The organism is Acidovorax facilis (assembly GCF_023913775.1).
In the GTDB taxonomy this organism is placed as follows: domain Bacteria; phylum Pseudomonadota; class Gammaproteobacteria; order Burkholderiales; family Burkholderiaceae_C; genus Acidovorax; species Acidovorax facilis.
Window position 1 is genome coordinate 1 of record NZ_JAMXAX010000064.1, and the last position, 16,629, is coordinate 16,629.

General features: G+C 64.6%; 17 protein-coding genes. 6 read left to right on the plus strand and 11 right to left on the minus strand.

All coding sequences use genetic code 11. The features are described 5' to 3' along the window. From NFX52_RS17295 to NFX52_RS17330, 8 genes are all read right to left on the minus strand, one after another. On the minus strand, positions 1-916 hold a 916-nt coding region (locus tag NFX52_RS17295), incomplete at its 3' end, for a c-type cytochrome (protein ID WP_252635750.1). Between the two features lie 180 nt (positions 917-1,096). Next, positions 1,097-2,167 carry an ABC transporter substrate-binding protein gene (locus tag NFX52_RS17300; protein WP_207402039.1) on the minus strand — a complete coding sequence of 357 codons (1,071 nt, stop codon included), beginning with the start codon at positions 2,165-2,167 and terminating at the stop codon, positions 1,097-1,099. 50 nt (positions 2,168-2,217) lie between these two features. After that, positions 2,218-3,375 carry an NAD(P)/FAD-dependent oxidoreductase gene (locus NFX52_RS17305; protein WP_055400630.1) on the minus strand — a complete coding sequence of 386 codons (1,158 nt, stop codon included), beginning with the start codon at positions 3,373-3,375 and terminating at the stop codon, positions 2,218-2,220. Then, entirely contained in the window at positions 3,372-4,772 is a 1,401-nt protein-coding gene (locus tag NFX52_RS17310; RefSeq protein ID WP_055400632.1) for an FAD/NAD(P)-dependent oxidoreductase, read from the minus strand. Before NFX52_RS17310 ends, NFX52_RS17305 begins: the two co-directional genes overlap by 4 nt. Beyond that, positions 4,769-5,065 (minus strand): (2Fe-2S)-binding protein, encoded by a 297-nt coding sequence (locus NFX52_RS17315; RefSeq protein ID WP_228896682.1) that lies wholly within the window; start codon positions 5,063-5,065, stop codon positions 4,769-4,771. The genes NFX52_RS17310 and NFX52_RS17315 overlap by 4 nt, the downstream gene beginning before the upstream one ends. Positions 5,066-5,080: 15 nt before the next feature. Further along, positions 5,081-5,875, minus strand: a complete 795-nt coding sequence (locus NFX52_RS17320) for an ABC transporter permease (protein WP_055400636.1) — start codon at positions 5,873-5,875, stop codon at positions 5,081-5,083. A 4-nt stretch (positions 5,876-5,879) separates the two neighbouring features. Further along, positions 5,880-6,752, minus strand: coding sequence for an ABC transporter permease (locus tag NFX52_RS17325; protein ID WP_055400638.1), 873 nt, complete (start codon positions 6,750-6,752; stop codon positions 5,880-5,882). After that, positions 6,749-7,855 (minus strand): ABC transporter ATP-binding protein, encoded by a 1,107-nt coding sequence (locus tag NFX52_RS17330; protein ID WP_055400640.1) that lies wholly within the window; start codon positions 7,853-7,855, stop codon positions 6,749-6,751. Before NFX52_RS17330 ends, NFX52_RS17325 begins: the two co-directional genes overlap by 4 nt. 286 nt (positions 7,856-8,141) lie before the next feature. On the opposite strand from NFX52_RS17330, the gene NFX52_RS17335 reads away from it, so the two are divergent. From NFX52_RS17335 to NFX52_RS17350, 4 genes are all read left to right on the plus strand, one after another. Beyond that, on the plus strand, positions 8,142-8,990 hold the full coding sequence (locus NFX52_RS17335) for an IclR family transcriptional regulator (RefSeq protein WP_055400641.1): 849 nt from the start codon (positions 8,142-8,144) through the stop codon (positions 8,988-8,990). Positions 8,991-9,022: 32 nt separating this feature from the next. Then, positions 9,023-9,655: a GNAT family N-acetyltransferase gene (locus tag NFX52_RS17340; RefSeq protein WP_055400642.1), complete on the plus strand. Its 633-nt coding sequence runs from the start codon at positions 9,023-9,025 to the stop codon at positions 9,653-9,655. 208 nt (positions 9,656-9,863) lie between these two features. Next, a complete protein-coding gene (locus tag NFX52_RS17345; protein WP_156358810.1) occupies positions 9,864-10,547 on the plus strand; it encodes a CPBP family intramembrane glutamic endopeptidase in 684 nt (227 codons plus the stop codon). Positions 10,548-10,582: 35 nt separating this feature from the next. Then, positions 10,583-11,251, plus strand: coding sequence for a hypothetical protein (locus tag NFX52_RS17350; RefSeq protein WP_055400645.1), 669 nt, complete (start codon positions 10,583-10,585; stop codon positions 11,249-11,251). A 160-nt stretch (positions 11,252-11,411) separates the two neighbouring features. On the opposite strand, the gene NFX52_RS17355 is transcribed toward NFX52_RS17350, so the two are convergent. Next, positions 11,412-12,365 (minus strand): aromatic alcohol reductase, encoded by a 954-nt coding sequence (locus tag NFX52_RS17355; protein WP_055400647.1) that lies wholly within the window; start codon positions 12,363-12,365, stop codon positions 11,412-11,414. A gap of 94 nt (positions 12,366-12,459) precedes the next feature. Here NFX52_RS17355 and NFX52_RS17360 point away from each other — a divergent pair, with 94 nt between their 5' ends. After that, complete coding sequence (locus NFX52_RS17360; protein WP_055400648.1) at positions 12,460-12,864, plus strand: winged helix-turn-helix transcriptional regulator; 405 nt, start codon at positions 12,460-12,462, stop codon at positions 12,862-12,864. Positions 12,865-13,014: 150 nt separating this feature from the next. Here the strand turns inward: NFX52_RS17360 and NFX52_RS17365 are convergent, their stop codons facing one another. Together NFX52_RS17365 and NFX52_RS17370 are read right to left on the minus strand one after the other, a co-directional pair. Beyond that, positions 13,015-13,725, minus strand: coding sequence for a hypothetical protein (locus NFX52_RS17365; RefSeq protein ID WP_238385689.1), 711 nt, complete (start codon positions 13,723-13,725; stop codon positions 13,015-13,017). A 207-nt stretch (positions 13,726-13,932) separates the two neighbouring features. Beyond that, positions 13,933-14,844 carry a LysR family transcriptional regulator gene (locus NFX52_RS17370; protein ID WP_202907203.1) on the minus strand — a complete coding sequence of 304 codons (912 nt, stop codon included), beginning with the start codon at positions 14,842-14,844 and terminating at the stop codon, positions 13,933-13,935. A gap of 244 nt (positions 14,845-15,088) precedes the next feature. Here NFX52_RS17370 and amaB point away from each other — a divergent pair, with 244 nt between their 5' ends. After that, a complete protein-coding gene (amaB, locus tag NFX52_RS17375; RefSeq protein WP_055400649.1) occupies positions 15,089-16,624 on the plus strand; it encodes an L-piperidine-6-carboxylate dehydrogenase in 1,536 nt (511 codons plus the stop codon). Positions 16,625-16,629 lie beyond the last annotated feature (5 nt).

A 16,629-nucleotide genomic window follows, 5' to 3' on the forward strand; every position in this document is an offset into this window, starting at 1 on the left:
CATGGCCCGCGCCCGCCCCGGTGCCCCCCGCCTTGGCAAGGGCACCAGGGGCTGTCAAAAACAGATACAGCGCCTTCGCATCCACATCACTCAACTGCCCCAGCGACTCAAACGGCATCACCTGGATCGGCGTGCCATCCGGCCGCTTGCCAGTGCGCAGCATCGCCACAAAGCTGGCGGCATTGGGGTAGCGGGCCATGGCGCTGTTGGCGCCGGGGCGGATGTCGGCAGCGGCGGGCCAGTCCGGCGGGCCGCCCGGGATCTTGCCGCCCGACAGGTCTGCGCCGTGGCAGCCGATGCACATGTTGGCCACATACTGGCCATTGGCCACCGTCACACCCGCAGGCACGGGGCGCGATGGCGCCAGCTGGTGGTCGATGCGCGCGGCTGCGTCGGGGATGGCGCCCAGACCGTACAGCACCCAGGCAGGGCGGGGCAGTTCCACCACGGCCTGCGTGCCCTCCTGCGGCTTGAACTGGCGCACGTAGGACACCAGGGCATTCAGGTCGTCGTTGGTAAAACGGTTGTAGTCCTCGCTCGGCATCACCAGCAGCGGACGGCCATTGGGCTTGACGCCGTGGCGGATCACGCTGTTCCAGTCTTCGGGCTGGTAGCGGGCCACCACGCCAGCGGGGGTGATGTTGGGGCCCACGATGCGCGTGCCCTTGCCGTCGTTCACAAACTCGCGGCCCGTGCCTTGCGCGTCGTGGCAGTCGGTGCAGCCGCGCGACGCATACAGGTACCGCCCGCGCTCAATGGTCTGCGCGTCGGTGGTGTAGGCCACGGGGCGCGGCTTGATGTCGATGTAGCGGTTGCGCTTTTGCTCGGCCAGGTACAGGCCGCTGGTGGCTGTGGCCACAACGACCACGCCCAGCAGCAGCGCGCCGCCTGCGGTCCATTTGATCCAGCGTTTCATGGTGGTATCCCTCTTCTTCGAATGAATGGCAACTGAACGAATCAGCGTGTTCAGGCGCCGGATTCTGGATTCGAAGAAGCGGTTTGTGACACCCTCCTGCCGCAGGGCGTGGCGCAGCCGGTGACATTTGTCACAAACGCGCCGCCAGTGTGGTGCGGCGCGCGTCAACGGCCCCGTTGCTCAGCGCTCGATGGTCTTGTTCCAGCGCGTGTTCCAGACCGGGCGGTTGGCGTTGACGCTGTCCCAGTCCAGGGTCACGGCGTTTTTCATCCACTGGTTGATCTTGGCCACCTGCTCGGCGCCTTCACCCACGGCCGGGGCCTTGGGGTTGGTGGGGATCTGCGCGCCAAACTGCAGCACGTTGGCCTGCGCCAGGGGGCTCAGCAGAAATTCGGCCAGTTTTTGCGCCAGCTCGGGCTCGCTGTTCTTGGCGATCACGCACTGGCCTGTCATCAGCACCACCGAGCCTTCCTTGGGCTGGGCGTATTCCACCGGAATGCCCTTGGATTTGAGTGCAGCCACGGCCGTGGGCGTGAGCGGGAAGATCGCAGCCTCGCCCGTTTGCACCATCTCCGAAATCTTGGCCGAGCTCGGGATGTACTCCAGCACGTTCGGGCCGATGGTCTTGGCCCAGTTGTTGAAACCCGGCTCCACGTTCTTGTCGTTGCCGCCCTGGATGCGGTTGAACATCAAGAAGCCGTGCAGCCCGAACGATGAGGAGGGCATGGACTGGAACACTACCTTGCCCTTGTACTTGGGGTCGGCAAAGTCCATCCACGAGGTGGGTGCGGCCCAGCCCTTTTCGGCAAACATCTTGGTGTTGTAGGCGATGCCCGTCATACCCACGCTGACTCCGCTGGCCAGGTCGTCCTTGAAGCGCGCGGCGGGGTAGATGTCGTTCAGATGCTGGTTGGGCTTTTGCTTTTCGCACAGGCCCATGCCCATGGCGCGCACCATGATGCCGTCGTCCAGAAACATCACGTGCATCTGGGGCTTGTCCTTGTTGGCCTGGGCCTTCGCCAGGATGTCCGAGGACGTGCCGGGCACCACCACCACTTTCACACCATGCAGCTTTTCAAACGCCGGGAACACGTACTGCGTGTACGCCTTCTCCATGGTGCCGCCGTTCATGCCGATGTACAGCGTCTTGGTCTGCGCGGTGGCGGTGCCTGTGGCGGCCACGGCGGTCAGTGCAGCGGCCGTCACAAGGGCGCGGCGGGTGCGGCTGGCAAAGCGGGGGGAGAAGGTCATGGTGGTTTCCTTTCTGGTGGGGAGGGGAGTTTTTTCGGTGGCAAACGGGGTCAGTGGGCAGCGGCAGTGCTGGCCACGTCAGCCACCGTCGTTGGGAGAAATCGCTCAATCGCAAAGGCATCAATCGGCGTGGTGCTGCGGCCATCGCGTGCCAGCTCTGCCAGCACCTCGCCCACACCGGGGCCGATCTGAAAGCCCGCACCCGCAAAGCCAAAGCCATGGATAAGCCCGGGCGTGGTGTGGCTCTTGCCCAGCACCGGCTGGCGGTCAGGCAGATAGCCTTCGGTGCCGCTCCAGGTGCGAATGAAATGCGCATTCTTGAGGGCGGGCAACAGCTCTACGGCCTGCACTGCCAAGGTAGCGATGGCGCTGCGCTCGGAGCGGGCGCGGTAGGCATCCAGCGCCACACCTGCGCCACCACCCAGAATGAGGTTGCCACGCGCTACCTGTCGGCAGTAGATGCCGCCGCCTTCCACACCCAGGCTCCAGTGCATGAAGAAGGGCAGGGGCTCGGTCACCGCCATGGCGGGGTGGCCGGAGTGGATGGGCACGGCCTCGCCAAACTGCGCGGCCAGCGCACCGGCCCAGGCTCCTGCGCAATTGATGAGCACGGGTGCACGCACCGCCACGGTGGTGCCCGAGCGCACGGTGAACCGCTGGCCGTCGTGCTCCGCCGAGGTCATAGGTGTGCGCTCCAGAATCTGCGCGCCCGCGCGCTTGGCCGCCAGCGCAAACGCGGGCGACACCAGACGCGGGTTGGCCTGGCCGTCGTCGGGGCACAGCGACCCGCCCACGGCGCGCCCGCCCAGCCAGGGGCAGCGCTCTCGCAGCGTGGTGCCGGAGATGAGCTGTAGCCCCAAGTCAAAGTCGCGGCTCATTGCTGCATAGGCCTCCAGTGCAGCCATGTCCGCCTCGCTGCGGCCAATCTTGAAGTGCCCGCTGCGCTGGTATTCCCCATCGGTGCCAATCAGCGCGGGCAGGTCGGCCCACACCTGGTGGGCGCGCTGCGCCAGCGGCAGCTGGCTCACCGGGCGGCCCTGGCGGCGCACGCCGCCATAGTTCACGCCACTGGAGCGCGAGCCGCACAGGTCACGTTCCAGCAGCACCACGGCCACGCCTTTGCGGCGCAGTGCCAGCGCGGCCGATGCGCCCATGATGCCGCCGCCCACAATGGCGACGTCGGTGTCAATCGTTGGGGTGGCGGTCATGCGCTGGCCTCCGCCTGGCGTTGCAGGTGGATGGGAATCGGCTTGATCGGCGCCTGTCCGCGCAGCCGTCCTACCGTGTCAATCGGCTTGCCTGTGGCGTGGGCCAGAATTTCTGCAGCGGCCACACCGCACATGCGGCCTTGGCAGCGGCCCATGCCCACGCGGGTCAGGGCCTTGAGGCGGTTCATCTCATCGGCTCCCGCATCGCGGGCACAGGCGCGCAGCTCGCCGGCTGTGATGTTCTCGCAGCGGCACACCACCAGCGTATCGGGCGCATGGGTTGCCCAGTCGGTAGGGAAGGGAAAGGCGCGCTCCAGCCCCTGCCGGAAGGGCATCAAGCCAGTGAGCTGGCGTTCCAGCTCCGCCGCGCGTGCAGTGTCCACCTTCACGCCGTGGTCAGCCAGCAGCGCCAGCGCTGCGCGCTCGCCCGCCCATTCGGCCGCATCGGCGCCCATGATCCCCGCGCCATCCCCCGCCAGGTACACACCGGCCACGCTGGTGCGGCCTGCTGTGTCGCGCTCAGGCAGGTGGGCACGGTGCATGGGGGCCCAGGCAAAGCGGCAGCCCAGCAGGTCGGCCAGTTGGGTTTCGGACCGCAGTGCGTAGCCAAAGCCCACAGCATCGCAGGGCACGGTGTGCTCGGCGTTCCCGTCGCTCCACACCACGGCGTTGACCCGTGTTTCGCCCTGCACGCGCACGGGCCGCACGCCGGTGTACACCGCTACGCCATGCGCGCGCAGCCAGCCTACGTAGTACATCCCTTTGGCCAGCACGGCAGGCTGCGTCAGCATGCCGGGCAGGGCGGCCAGCTGGTCGGCAAATCGGGCGGTGTCTAGCACTGCAGCCACCTTCACGCCCGCCTCGGCGCCTGCCTTGGCATATTGGTACGCCACCAGGTACAGCAGCGGCCCGGTGCCCATCAGCACCACGTTGCGGCCGATGGTGCAGCCCTGGAACTTGAGCGCCACTTGCGCGCCGCCCAGCGTGTACACCCCTGGAAGTGTCCAGCCCGGCACGGGCAGCACGCGGTCGGTGGCGCCGCTGGCCACGATAAGCTGGCCGTAGGGCACCGTGCGCGTGGTCTGCGTGGGGCCATGCAGCACATCGAGCTGGCCACCCTGGGCGTTCCACACCAGGCTGTCGGGTTGGTAGTCGATGTGCGCGCGCAGCCCATCAAAGGTGCTGTGCAGCGCCGTGGCGCGTGATGCTTCGGTTCCGTACAGTGTTTGCGGGCTGCGGGCAAAGTGGGCGGGCGGGCGGCGGTAGATCTGCCCGCCGCCGCGCGCGGCCTCGTCTATCACCGTGGGCCGCACGCCATGCGCCACCAGGGTTTGCGCCGCACGGATGCCCGCAGGGCCTGCGCCCACGATCACGGGTTGCAAGGTGGGGGCGGTCATGCGGCCCCTCCGGTAGTCAGCTGCATGCCCGCCTGGATGAAGGTGGCGCAAGACCGTAGGCGTTCGCCGGTAGCCGTCATCACCCAGCAGTCCTGGCACGCGCCCATCAGGCAAAAGCCTGCGCGCGGCTCGTGGCTGAACTCGTTGCGGCGCAGTTGGGCGCGGTGGGTGAGGATGGCGGTCAGCACCGTGTCGCCTTCGAGCGCAGCGGCGGGTTCGCCATCGAGCACGAAGGGCACTGGTGTGCGGTCTTTTTCGGCCACGCGGTGGAGCAGAGGTTGGCTGGAACTCATGGTTGCGGTGCTCATTTATTTCCGGCCGACCAGAACGCGATCGAGTCCATACACCCGGTCGAGAATCACCATCGCGCAGGCCGTCAGGGCCACCATCAGTGCCGACACCGCCGCCATCAGCGGGTCAATCGACTCGGTGGCGTACATGTACATGCGCACCGGCAGCGTCACCGTGCTGGGCGAGGTGACAAAGATCGACATCGTCACTTCGTCAAAGCTGTTGATGAAGGCCAGCAACCAGCCGCCCGTCACGCCGGGCAAAATCATCGGCAGCGTGATGCGTGTGAACACCGTGGCCTGGCTGGCACCCAGCGACAGCGCGGCATGCTCGGCACTGCGGTCAAACCCCACCAGTGCGGCCACCACCAGCCGCAGCGTGTAGGGCGTAACGATGAGCGCATGCGCAAACACCAGCCAGCCAAAGCTGCCCGTGCCCCCCAGCAGTGCAAACAGGCGCAGCAGGGCCACACCCAGCACCAGGTGCGGAATGATCAGCGGCGACAGGAACAGGCCGTTGAGAAAGCCGCGCCCCGCAAACTCGTAGCGTGTGATGGCAATGCCCGCCGGCACGGCCAGCACCGTGGCCAGCGTGGCCGATGCCAGCGCCAGCCACAGGCTGTTCCAGAACGACTGCACAAAGTCCGAATGCGCGAACACTGCCTTGAACCAGCGCAGCGAGAACTCAGTGGTGGGCAGCGTCAGCGTGTTGTGCGGCGTGAACGCCACGATGCACACCACCAGCAGCGGGGCGAGTATGAAGGTGATGACCAGCGCGTTGAACGCGAGGGCCAAAGGTCCGTTCTTCTGCATAACTTCAGCCCAACGCTTTCTTGTACCGGCCCTCAACCAGCCGGTTGTAGCTCAGCATCACCACCAGGTTGGCCACCAGCAGCGTCAGCGCAATCGCTGCGCCCAGGGGCCAGTTCAGCTCGTGCAGGTATTCGTCGTACACCACCGTGGCCACCATCTTCAGGCGCCGCCCCCCCAGCAGGCCGGGGATGGCAAACGAGCTGGCCGCAAGGCCAAACACGATGAGGCTGCCGGACAGGATGCCGGGCAGCACCTGCGGCAACACAATGCGCCGCAGCGTGGTGAAGGGCGTGGCCTGCAGTGAAAGGGCGGCGTTTTCCACACCGGGGTCTAGCTTCTGCAGCGAAGTCCACACGGGGATCACCATGAAGGGCAGCATCACATGCACCAGGGCGATGACCACCGCGATCTCGGTGTAGAGCATCTTCACCGGGCCGATGCCAACGAGTTGCAGCGCGCCATTCACCAGCCCCTCGGGGCCCAGCAACATGCTCCAGCCAAAGGCGCGCACCACCACCGACACCAGCAGCGGCGCAAGCACCGCCAGCAGCAAGATGGAGCGCCACGGGTTGCCCATACGGCTCAGGATGTAGGCCTCGGGCGCGCCAATCAGCACGCAGATCAGCGTGACCAGGCCCGCAATCCAGAACGTGCGCCAGAAGATGGTGTGGTAATACGAATCGGTGAACACATGGGTGTAATGCTCCAGCGTGAACTCACCCGCCTTCACCCCGGTTGCCGGGTCGAACGCGTTGAACGACAGCACGGCCGTGAGCGCCAGCGGCACCAGCAGCAGCACCGTGAACAGCACCAGCGCCGGGCCGGACAGCCACCAGGGCGCAGCCTTTTTGTGCAGCAAGGTGGTGGCCAGGCTCATGGCGCCACCTCGGCGGCGTCTTCGGCCTCCAGCTCGGCCATGGCGGTTTCATCGGCGGGCAGCAGGCGCATGCAGTGGTCGGGCCAGTCCACGCCCGTGCGCTCGCCCTCGGCCAGCGCAGCGCGGCCGTCGTTGGGCACCAGCACCATCAGGTCGCCCACGGGGGTGCCCACACGGTACAGCCACTGGCTGCCCAGGAAGAACCGCTCGCACACCTGACCATCCATTCGGCCCTGCACGGCGGGCACCAGTTGCACTTTTTCAGGCCGCACGCTCAGCAGCACGGCGGCGCCGGGGCGGTAGCGGGCACCGTCCACCGCCATCGTGAGGGCGCCCACCTTCACCTGCGTGTGTGTGCCGCTCGCATGGGCGACTTGGCCCGGTAGCAGGTTGGCCTTGCCCACAAAGGTGGAGATGAAGCGCGTGCGCGGGTGCTCGTACACGCGGTGCGGGTGGTCGATCTGCGTGGCGCGGCCGGCTTCCATCACCACCACACGGTCGCTGATGGACATGGCTTCGCTCTGGTCGTGCGTGACCATGATGGTGGTGGTGCCCACCTTGCGCTGAATCTGCCGCAGCTCAAACTGCATCTCCTCACGCAGCTTGGCGTCGAGGTTGGACAAGGGCTCGTCCAGCAGCAGCACGGGCGGCTCGATCACCAGCGCACGGGCCAGCGCCACCCGCTGGCGCTGGCCGCCGGACAGCTCGCGCGGGTAGCGCGTGGCATGCTTTTCCAGGTGCACCAGGGCCAGCGCCTGGGCCACCCTCTCGGCGCGCTCGGCCTTGGGCACCTTGCGCATCTCCAGCCCAAAGCTCACGTTGGCCGCCACCGTCATGTGCGGGAAGAGCGCATAGCTCTGGAACACGATGCCCAGCCCGCGCGTGTTGGCCTTGGCGTGGGTGATGTCCTTGCCATCGAGTTCGATGCGCCCGCTGGTCACCGCTTCAAACCCCGCCACCATCTGCAGCGTGGTCGTCTTGCCGCAGCCCGACGGGCCCAGCAGCGACACAAATTCACCCTTTTGCACCGTGAGGTTCATGGACTGCACCGCGCAGGTGCTGCCATAGAACTTGGTCACATCCGTGAGCTTGAGAAACGACATGGCGAAAGCCTTTCCGGTGGTGGCATCGCACGGTTTGCCTGGGGGGCTGTGCGTGTCACCTGCTGTGGAGTTGCATGGATGGGCTGCGGGCCTTCGGTGTGCTTGCACCGGGGTGGTGCAAGTGCCGCACAAAGGCTGGAACAGCCGCTCGATTCAATTGAATCTATTGCAATAAACAAACCAGAATGCTTCGGGTATTCCATTAATCAAAATTTTTATTGAATTTATTCCGTTCAATGAAATATGATGCCTTCAGTTTGATCAACGAATTCCACAGGAGCGAGGTATGGAAGCCGCATCCACCGCCACCGGCGGCGTACCCCGGGTGTTTGCCGTTATCCGGGCCCTGTCGGCCGTGCAGGCCGAGGGCGGGCGAGTCACCCAATTGGCGCGTGCCGTGGGCCTGACGCAAGGCACCACGCACCGTTTGCTGCAATCGCTGGTGGCAGAGGGCATGGTCGAGCAGGACGAGCGCAGCAAGCTCTACCGCCTGAGCATGGACTTCTTCGCCCTGGCCGCCAAAGCAGGCAACCCTGGCGACCTGCGCAGCCTGTGCCGCCCCGCGCTGCTGCGCCTGTGCGCCAGCCTGGGCGACAGCATCTTTCTCTTGGTGCGCAGCGGGTTCGATGCCGTGTGCCTGGACCGCAGCGAAGGGCCGTTCCCGATCCGCTCCTTCACCGGCGACATCGGCGGCCGCGTGGCCCTGGGCGTGGGGCAGGGCGCGCTGGCCATCCTGGCCTTCTTGCCCGAGGCCGAGCGCGAAGAAGTCATCCGCTTCAACCTCTCGCGCGTGCGCGAGTACGGCGTGTTTGACGAGGTGTATCTGCGTACCGAGATCGAGCGGGTGCGCCAGCTGGGGTACGCGGGCCGCAATACCGGCTTGCTCGAAGGCATGGCCGGTGTGGCTGTGCCTATCCTGGACCGTGAGGGCCGTGCAGTGGCGGCGCTGAGCGTGGGCACCATCTCTGCACGATTGAACGATGACCGGCTGCCGACGGTGGTGGAGTTGCTCAAGCGCGAGGCAGCAGCCATTGGGCCCAAGATCAATCCATTTGATGCCACCCTGCGGCGGCCCGCGCAAAGCCTGTCGAGCGTGCGCAACGACCACGCCATTCAACCCGCAGAGCAGGATTGAAGAGTTAGACACGACACGCAGGCCCTCACCCCATGTCCGCCACAACGCAACCGAATTCGCCGTCGCTGCACGCCCACCCGCACGCTTGCGCAGCACTGGCCGAGGCATTGTTCAACGATCCGTTCTACCAAGCCGTCACCATCGACCATGCGGCCAACACTGTTCGCCGCCTGCAGGTGCTGGCCCACTACTGCGCGCTGGCCATGGACGAAGCCCGCGCCGTGGGCGACGTGCAGGTGGCCGACCCCCACGGCGCCGCACTGTGGATCACACCCCACGCGCCAGCCGCAGACAAGGCGCAATACAGCGCCCAGCGCACCCGCAGCTTGCGCCAGTTGCTGGGTCCGCTCGGGTTTGACCACTACCAGCGCATTTGCGCCGCCATGGAAGCGCAGGTGCCTGCCGATCTGCACAGCGCGTGGTACCTGTCGATACTGGGTGTGCACACCGCCGCGCGTGGCCACGGGTTGGCGCAGCGGCTACTGGCACCCACCTTGGCCAAGGCCGACCAGGCCGGTGCATCGTGTTTTCTGGAAACCTTCAACCCCTTGAGCGTGCCGTTTTATAGCCGCCTGGGTTTCACGCGGTCGGTGGAATGTGTGGAGCCAATCACCGGCAGCACCTATTGGCTGCTGGTGCGCGGTGCCGCCGTGCTTGGCAGGTAGCCAGCGTTCACGGCGCCGCTGTTGCCAAGCCCAGGTAACCTAACGCCCGAAAACGCTTTTGCCGTCTTGCCTTTGCCTGCATGCTTGCTGCACACCCACGGAGGCTGCCTTGCAACGCACACCATCCGCATCAACGTCGCCTCCCCACCCACTTCCTCATTCACAGTCGCCGATCGAATCCGGTCTGCCCTTCAGCTTTGGCAACCCCGTGCCATTGAGCACTCGCAGCAGCGTGATGCTGTGGGCCGCCAGCGCAATCGCCTTCGTCCTGTTGCTGGCGGTGCCGCGCTGGTTGCCCGACCAGTGGGGTGGCGCTTTGGCCGCGCTGCTGTTTGTGGGCGTTCAGTGGGCGGGCCTGCGATGGGCGGTGGGCCCGGCATGGAGGGCGCTGTTCAGGCGTCCCCGCTGGCGCGATGTGGCGCTGGGGCTGGCCGCTGTGCCGCTGGTGATCGGCTTGCCCGCGCTAGTGGCTGCATATGGTTTGGGCATGTCTCACCTCAGTGCCAACGCCAGCATCGATGCTGTTGCGGGCTTGTCCCCAGCGCAGCTGGCTGGGCGGTTCGCACTGGTTGCCGTGCAGCTGCTGGGCGAAGAGCTGGTCACCATCCTGCCACTGCTGGCCACCGTGGCCTTGCTGCACCGCGCTGGCATGCCCGCCCGTTGGGCCGTGGCCTTGGCATGGATGGTTACGGCGCTGGTGTTTGGCGCACTGCACCTGCCCACCTACCAATGGCATCTGGGCCAGGCCTTGCTCGTTATAGGAGCCGCTCGTCTGGCGCTGACGGCAGTCTTCATCTACACCCGCAACCTGTGGGCCAGCACCATCGCCCACATTGCCAACGACTGGACGATCATGGCCTTTGTGCTGGCCTCTACCCGCACCATTGCCTGACCCATTGACCCTGCCCACCGCCGCAAGGAGCTCCTGTGGACTTTCTCAAGATCCTCAAGTCGTTTGAAGACTTTGTGTACGAGGCACTGATCTGGCTGATCCTGCTGCCCAGGACCCTGTTGCGCATCGTTCTGCGCCCGCGACAGATGGTGGCCTACGTGCAGGCCGAGCAAACCCGCGAAGGCGACGACCGCTACGGCGACGCCATCAGCCCACCGCTGCTGCTCATCCTGTGCGTGCTGGTGTCCCACGTGTTCGACCTGGCCCTGCGCAAACAAGCGGCGCAAGAGATGGGAACGCTCGCGGCCGAACTGCTCAAGTCCGAGCAAAACCTGCTGCTGTACCGCACCATGGCGTTCGGAATCTGGTCTCTGGCGGGCGCCGTCTGGTACATGCGCCACAGCCGCCAGCCCATCCACCGCGTCAACCTGCGCAGCCCGTTTTACGAACAGTGCTACCTGGTGGCACCGTTCGCAATGGCCATGTCGATCAGCACCACGTTCGCACTGTCGGGTGGGCTGCTCTCTGCATTCGGAGTGGGGCTTGCACTGTTGGCCCTGCTTTGGTTTTTTGTCGCCGAGTGGCACTGGGTGCGCGAGCGGGCGGGGTTAGGCGCGGGCCGTTCAGCGGTGGTGGCTGGAGGGCTGGTGTTGGTGGGGCTGGTGGCGAATACCGGCCTGGGGTATCTGCTGAGGCATTTGTGAGAGGCTGGTTAGAACGAATTCGATATAGGGCGCTGCCTCGTGCCCGCTGGCGCACTTCACCGTAGGGCAGAATTCGGCCAGAAGCAGCCGCCTGGCTATAGCCGGCGTTTTCCATAAGGCCTTCAAAGACGAGGCTAATCAAGTAGAGGTGGCAACTTGTTTAGTGGAGATGACCTGTTGCCAGGTTGGATTGAATCCAAGACGACACATCAGTTACCGCAATGGCATGTCGTTGATTGAACGTCCCGCTCTTGTCCCATGCCACGCCGCGTCCTTGGGCAAAAGCCGCGCGGTACTTGCGCATCATGTTCTGCGGGTCGCGCGCCAACTCGTCCATAAGGTACTTCTCAGTCCACTCCGACCGACTGAAGGGATGGCCAAGAGCTGCTTGCAGTTTGTCCGCCACCTCGCCGTAGGTCACCGTGTCGCCAGCCAGAAACACAATCTCATTGCGGATGCGTGGCTGGGCAAACACCACCTCGGCCGTGAGCGCGCCAATATCGTCGGGCGTGGTCAGCGTCACAGCGGTGTCCAGGCTACCCAGGCCGTGGACTGCATGGTTCTGCAGGTCGACGACGCCAAACTCTGGCTCGAATAGATAGCTCATGAACATGCCGGTGGAGATGACGACCCACTCCATGTTGTCCTGGCTGCGCAGCAGCTCGCGCACATCGAGCTGTGCATCGAAGATGTCCTGTGGGCCGCCACGGCCAATCACGTCGAAGTCGACACCGAACTGCCAAGGGAAGTAGCGGGGAATGCCTGACAGCAGCGCAGCGCGCGCCAGCTTCATCGGCGTGTTGATGCCGGCGGCGTAGCCCGCGCAACCGATCACCGTGTCGTAGCGGGCGAACACCACGGCCAGCTCATCAATGGAGCTTTTCACCAGATCGCCCAGGACGATCTCGATGCCGAGGTCGCGAATCTCGGCGACATCCCGCTGCTTGGCAGGCTCGAAGGATTCCACGGCACTGGCGCGCAGCAGCACGCTGATCTTTGCACCGTCCACTCTCGTGGCGCGACGTGCGAGGTTGCGGAGCACCGGCATGCCGAGTTCGCCGGCACCGAGGACGAGAATGTTTTGAGAGGTAGCGTTAGGATCTGACGGGTTCATCGTGTGGTTTACAAAGTAGAAAGTTGGGCCAGTCTAGCCACGCCTCGCTTGCAATGTAAGAAGGCACACGCGTGATACCGGGAGCAAAACCACAGTGAATCGAAACGAAATTCTTCAGTACGCGCAGACCGTTTGCGACGGCCTGCGGGACGATGATGACGGTGTTCGGCGCGAGGTGCTGGCGCATGCGGGAAGCCGCTGGTCGCTTGGCATCGTCCACACACTGGGCGTTTATGGCAGGCTGCGCCACGCGGAAATCGGCAGGCGCATGCACGGAGTGACTCAGCGCATGCTGACGCTGACACTGCGGCAGCTAGAGCGCGACGGGTTGGTGCTCCGTCACGACTTCGAAGAGGTGCCCCCCCGAGTCGAGTACGAGCTGACTGATGCGGGCATGGAGTTGCTTGTGCGCATGGTCCCGCTTTGGACATGGATTGTCGAAAATGCCGACCGCTTCCGGGAAGCTCGACAGAGTTTCGATAGCCATCACCGCGAATAGGCTCCTAGCCACGACTACTCAACGACTTGAGAGGTTTGTTGGACTATACGGTCGGATACCGTGTGTGTTTATTGAACGGGTGCGACATGCACAGGCCATGCGGTGATGGTGGCAGACGGCTTTGGGCCCATGTCCGACATTCGACAACCTTCATGTGAACTGGTCATAAAACACCTCAATCTGGCTGGTAGCGGCCAAAGCTTGGAGCGGAAAGACCAGCCAAGGAGTTGCGACCTCCATGTCATTGAGGCGAACTAACAATTGATCTCGCACATCCGGTTTCACCTCCTGCCGCCAGTTCAGCACTTGGCCCCAGGTCGAACTCCCGTTCAAGTGCAAGGGAAACCGTGCGGACTGAACTGAAGCGCTATAGGCCGTTGGAAAGAGTCGCTTGTATGCCTGCAGGTTGTAGAGCCAAGAAACGCCGCGCACGGTTGTAGCGCGTGGCTCCGTGCGCTGAACATGCGATATCAGTTCTTGTAAATCGGCCCTCCTTGCGCTGGAATTCTCAATAGCAAGCGGACTGGAATTGATTCCATCTGGCGCAACAAAGTGGATGCGCAAGGTACCGTATGCATCGGGCGGATCGTAAGAAAAACAGCCGAACGACCGTTTGACTTCGATGTAGGAAAGAGATTGTTGGAACTCGGCACACAAAGCGACTTGCTCGGCACGGTCATCAACCGCGCTTTTTACCTTGTTCAGAAAGAGTTTCCACCTACTTCCGCCAGTGTCCCCCCACAGATTCAGCCTGCGTCGCAAGTTGGTACAACGGTCAATGGCGACGTCGAGAGGCACTGCCGCTTTCGCTGCATAGTGCGTGGCAAATTTCAATTGCAGGGAGAAATAGTCCTCAAGCATGAATATGACGTTAGCACCGTCTTGCCAACTTTCGCTTCTGGCCGATAGCAACCGAGCGAGCTCCCGGTCCGGGCATGGATCAGCAGATGTTTTGTGCCAATTTTGATGAGCTATCGCCGTTTTGCAATATGGTGCTACAGGCCATTTGGGTTACTGCCTCGTCCTCGTGGCGATATGCACCGGTCGCTCAGTCCGAGCGCTCGGTCCTCACCCTTGCCGCTGCCCCGCACACTCCCCCACTACCCAATCCCTGAACGCCTTCACCAACGGTGTTTGCGCCCGTGCCTCCGGGTACACCAAGTAATACGCATCGGTGCTCGTCAACACCTGGTCTGACAGCTCCACCAAACTCCCGGCCGCCAGCTCTTGCTCAATCAAAAAGCGCGGCAGCAGCGCCGCGCCCAGGTGCGAGACAGCAGCCTGCGCAATCATGGCGAAGTGTTCAGACTGCGGGCCGCGCAGGGCCAGGGCCGTGGGCGCGCCCACCAGCTCAAACCATTCGGCCCACTGGGTGGGGCGGGTGCTTTGCTGCAGCAGCACCACGCGGGTCAGGTCATGCGGGGTGTGAATGCCGTGGCGGTCGCGGTAGGTGGGGCTGCACACGGGCACGGTTTCTTCGTGCATCAGGTATTCGCACACGGCGCCCGCCCAGTGCGGGGTGCCGAAGTGGATGGCCGCGTCAAACGGCGTGCCTGCAAAGTCGAACGGCTCGGTGCGGGCCGAGAAGTTGACCATGGCCTCGGGGTGCAGCGCCATGAAGCCGCCCAGGCGCGGGATGAGCCAGCGCGTGCCCAGCGTGGGCAGCACGGCCAGGTTGAGCAGGCCGTCGGTGCTGGAGAACGCCATGGCTTTTTGTGTGCTGGCCGACAGCTGCTGCAGCACGTTTTGCACGTCGGCCGCGTAGACCCGGCCCGCGTCGGTCAGCACCACGCGCTGGCGCACGCGGTGAAAGAGGGCGGTGCCGATTTGCTCTTCCAACTGGCGGATCTGGCGCGACACGGCACTTTGGGTGAGGTGCAGCTCTTCGGCCGCGCGCGACACGCTCTGATGACGGGCTGCTGCTTCAAAGGCAAGCAGGTCGGCGGTGGAGGGCAGGAAGGCGCGGCGCAGCAGGGTCATACTGGGTCATGCGTTGGGGGAATGATGGGTGACGCCAAAAATTGAGCCTTTTGAGCCCCTGTCGCTAATTGGGTATAGGGTGGCGGTCCTGATATTTTCAGGTACTTCATGCTGATTTGTGATCAAGTAGTTCCATTTTTTTGCTATCCAGCGCGGCGCGATTGGCGGATATTGGCGCATTCACTGCGTGTGTTTTCCCACGCTGTTTCCCTTTCTCTGCCTCCATCCAAGCTAGCGAGCCGCCATGTCTGCCACCCCTGTCGCCACCTCTCTCGTGTCCGAAGTCGATCAACTGCTGCAACGCCTGGGCGTGCCCCGCACGGCGTACACCGGCGGCACGCTGGCGGCGCGCTCGCCCATCACGGGCGAGGTGCTGGCCCAGGTGCCGCAGCAAAGCGCAGCCGACGCCACGGCTGCCATCGGCCGGGCGCATGCGGCCTTTTTGGCGTGGCGCAATGTGCCTGCACCGCGCCGGGGCGAGCTGGTGCGCCTGCTGGGCGAGGAGCTGCGTGCCGCCAAGGCCGACCTGGGCCTGCTGGTGACCATCGAGGCGGGCAAGATCCCGTCCGAAGGCCTGGGCGAGGTGCAGGAGATGATCGACATTTGCGACTTTGCCGTGGGCCTGTCGCGCCAGCTGTACGGCCTGACGATTGCCACCGAGCGCCCCGGCCACCGCATGATGGAAACCTGGCACCCGCTGGGCGTGTGCGGTGTCATTTCTGCCTTCAACTTCCCGGTGGCCGTGTGGTCGTGGAACGCCGCATTGGCGCTGGTGTGTGGCGATTCGGTGGTGTGGAAGCCGTCGGAGAAAACGCCGCTCACGGCCCTGGCCACGCACGCGATTGCTCAGCGCGCCATTGCGCGCTTTGGCAGCGACGCACCCGAGGGCCTGCTGGAGCTGATTGTGGGCCAGCGCGACATTGGCGAGGTGCTGGTGGATGACACCCGCGTGCCCGTGCTCTCGGCCACCGGCTCCACCGCCATGGGCCGCGCCGTCGGCCCGCGCTTGGCAGCGCGGTTTGCGCGCGGCATTCTGGAGCTGGGCGGCAACAACGCAGCCATCGTGGCGCCCACGGCAGATTTGAACCTGGCCCTGCGCGGCATTGCGTTCGCCGCCATGGGAACGGCCGGCCAGCGCTGCACCACGCTGCGCCGCCTGTTTGTGCACGAGAGCATTTACGACCAGTTGGTGCCCCAGCTGGCCAAGGTGTACGCCAACGTGCAGGTGGGCGACCCGCGCACGCCCGGAACGCTGGTGGGCCCGCTGATTGACCGCATGGCCTTTGACGGCATGCAAAAAGCGCTGGAGCAAAGCCGCGCGCTGGGTGTCACGGTGCACGGTGGTGGCCGCGTGGAAGGCGTGGGCAGTGCCAATGCGTACTACATGCGCCCAGCTCTCGTCGAGCTGCAAAAGCACGAAGGCCCCGCATTGCACGAAACCTTTGCGCCCATCCTATACGTGGTGCGTTACAGCACCATCGACGAAGCCATCGCCATGAACAACGCCGTGGGCGCGGGCCTGTCGTCGTCCATCTTCACGCTCAATGTGCGCGAGGCCGAGTTGTTCATGTCTGCCGCTGGCTCGGACTGCGGCATTGCCAACGTGAACATCGGCCCCAGCGGTGCCGAGATTGGCGGCGCGTTTGGCGGCGAGAAGGAAACGGGCGGTGGGCGCGAAGCGGGCTCGGACAGCTGGAAGGCCTATATGCGCCGGGCGACGAACACCATCAACTATTCGACCGCTCTGCCGTTGGCGCAGGGCGTGACGTTCGACGTGTAACCCAC

Excerpts from the sequence above, each read along its gene's own strand:
- amaB (WP_055400649.1), top strand. The coding sequence starts at position 15,089 with ATGTCTGCCACCCCTGTCGCCACCTCTCTCGTGTCCGAAGTCGATCAA.
- NFX52_RS17300 (WP_207402039.1), bottom strand. The coding sequence starts at position 2,167 with ATGACCTTCTCCCCCCGCTTTGCCAGCCGCACCCGCCGCGCCCTTGTG.
- NFX52_RS17370 (WP_202907203.1), bottom strand. The coding sequence starts at position 14,844 with ATGACCCTGCTGCGCCGCGCCTTCCTGCCCTCCACCGCCGACCTGCTT.
- NFX52_RS17355 (WP_055400647.1), bottom strand. The coding sequence starts at position 12,365 with ATGAACCCGTCAGATCCTAACGCTACCTCTCAAAACATTCTCGTCCTC.
- NFX52_RS17325 (WP_055400638.1), bottom strand. The coding sequence starts at position 6,752 with ATGAGCCTGGCCACCACCTTGCTGCACAAAAAGGCTGCGCCCTGGTGG.
- NFX52_RS17365 (WP_238385689.1), bottom strand. The coding sequence starts at position 13,725 with ATGCTTGAGGACTATTTCTCCCTGCAATTGAAATTTGCCACGCACTAT.
- NFX52_RS17315 (WP_228896682.1), bottom strand. The coding sequence starts at position 5,065 with ATGAGTTCCAGCCAACCTCTGCTCCACCGCGTGGCCGAAAAAGACCGC.
- NFX52_RS17305 (WP_055400630.1), bottom strand. The coding sequence starts at position 3,375 with ATGACCGCCACCCCAACGATTGACACCGACGTCGCCATTGTGGGCGGC.
- NFX52_RS17330 (WP_055400640.1), bottom strand. The coding sequence starts at position 7,855 with ATGTCGTTTCTCAAGCTCACGGATGTGACCAAGTTCTATGGCAGCACC.
- NFX52_RS17340 (WP_055400642.1), top strand. The coding sequence starts at position 9,023 with ATGTCCGCCACAACGCAACCGAATTCGCCGTCGCTGCACGCCCACCCG.
- NFX52_RS17310 (WP_055400632.1), bottom strand. The coding sequence starts at position 4,772 with ATGACCGCCCCCACCTTGCAACCCGTGATCGTGGGCGCAGGCCCTGCG.
- NFX52_RS17335 (WP_055400641.1), top strand. The coding sequence starts at position 8,142 with ATGGAAGCCGCATCCACCGCCACCGGCGGCGTACCCCGGGTGTTTGCC.
- NFX52_RS17320 (WP_055400636.1), bottom strand. The coding sequence starts at position 5,875 with ATGCAGAAGAACGGACCTTTGGCCCTCGCGTTCAACGCGCTGGTCATC.